This window comes from Marinicrinis sediminis (assembly GCF_042685085.1).
Taxonomy (GTDB): Bacteria; Bacillota; Bacilli; order Paenibacillales; family KCTC-33676; genus Marinicrinis; species Marinicrinis sediminis.
The window spans coordinates 1-608 of record NZ_JBHUMM010000019.1; the positions used below are offsets into that span (position 1 = coordinate 1).

The window sequence follows — 608 nt, forward strand, 5'->3', positions numbered from 1 at the left end:
CCCGAGCTGTTTGCTGAACAGGTAGCGTTGTATCCCGATGAGCTGGCGCTTGTGGAAGCGAACCGCCATCTGACGTATCGTCAATTGGACGCAAAAGCCGAACGGCTCGCCCAGCAATTGCGGGATACCGGAATGGGCAGTGAGGAGATCGTGGCCATTGCCGGAGAACGTTCGATGGAGATGGTCGTAGGCATGCTGGCCATTGTGAAGGCAGGTGGAGCGTACCTGCCGATTGACCCGTCGTACCCGCCGGATCGGGTCACGTATATGCTAACGCACAGCGGAGCGAAGGTGCTGCTCATGCAGCCCGGTGTCTCGCTGACCGTTCCAACCTCCATCGTCAGCATGGTGATGGCACTGGATGAGCCCATGAGGGCGGATACTTCGCGGGAAGATATTCAGGTGGATTCACTGGACGCTCAGCGAGATACGTCACCTGTACATCCGCATCATCTCGCCTACGTCATGTATACATCGGGTTCAACTGGCCGTCCGAAGGGGGTTATGGTCGAGCATCGCAATGTGATCAGACTGGTGAAGGACACCACCTATCATCCCTTCGAGCGGGGAGAGCGCATCCTTCAGACGGGCGCGCCTGTATTCGATGC

General features: G+C 57.9%; 1 protein-coding gene. It reads left to right on the forward strand.

Features of this window, described 5'->3' with window-relative positions:
* Positions 1-608, forward strand: a 608-nt coding sequence (locus tag ACFSUC_RS09875; RefSeq protein ID WP_379929391.1) for an AMP-binding protein, incomplete at both ends; no start/stop codon positions are given.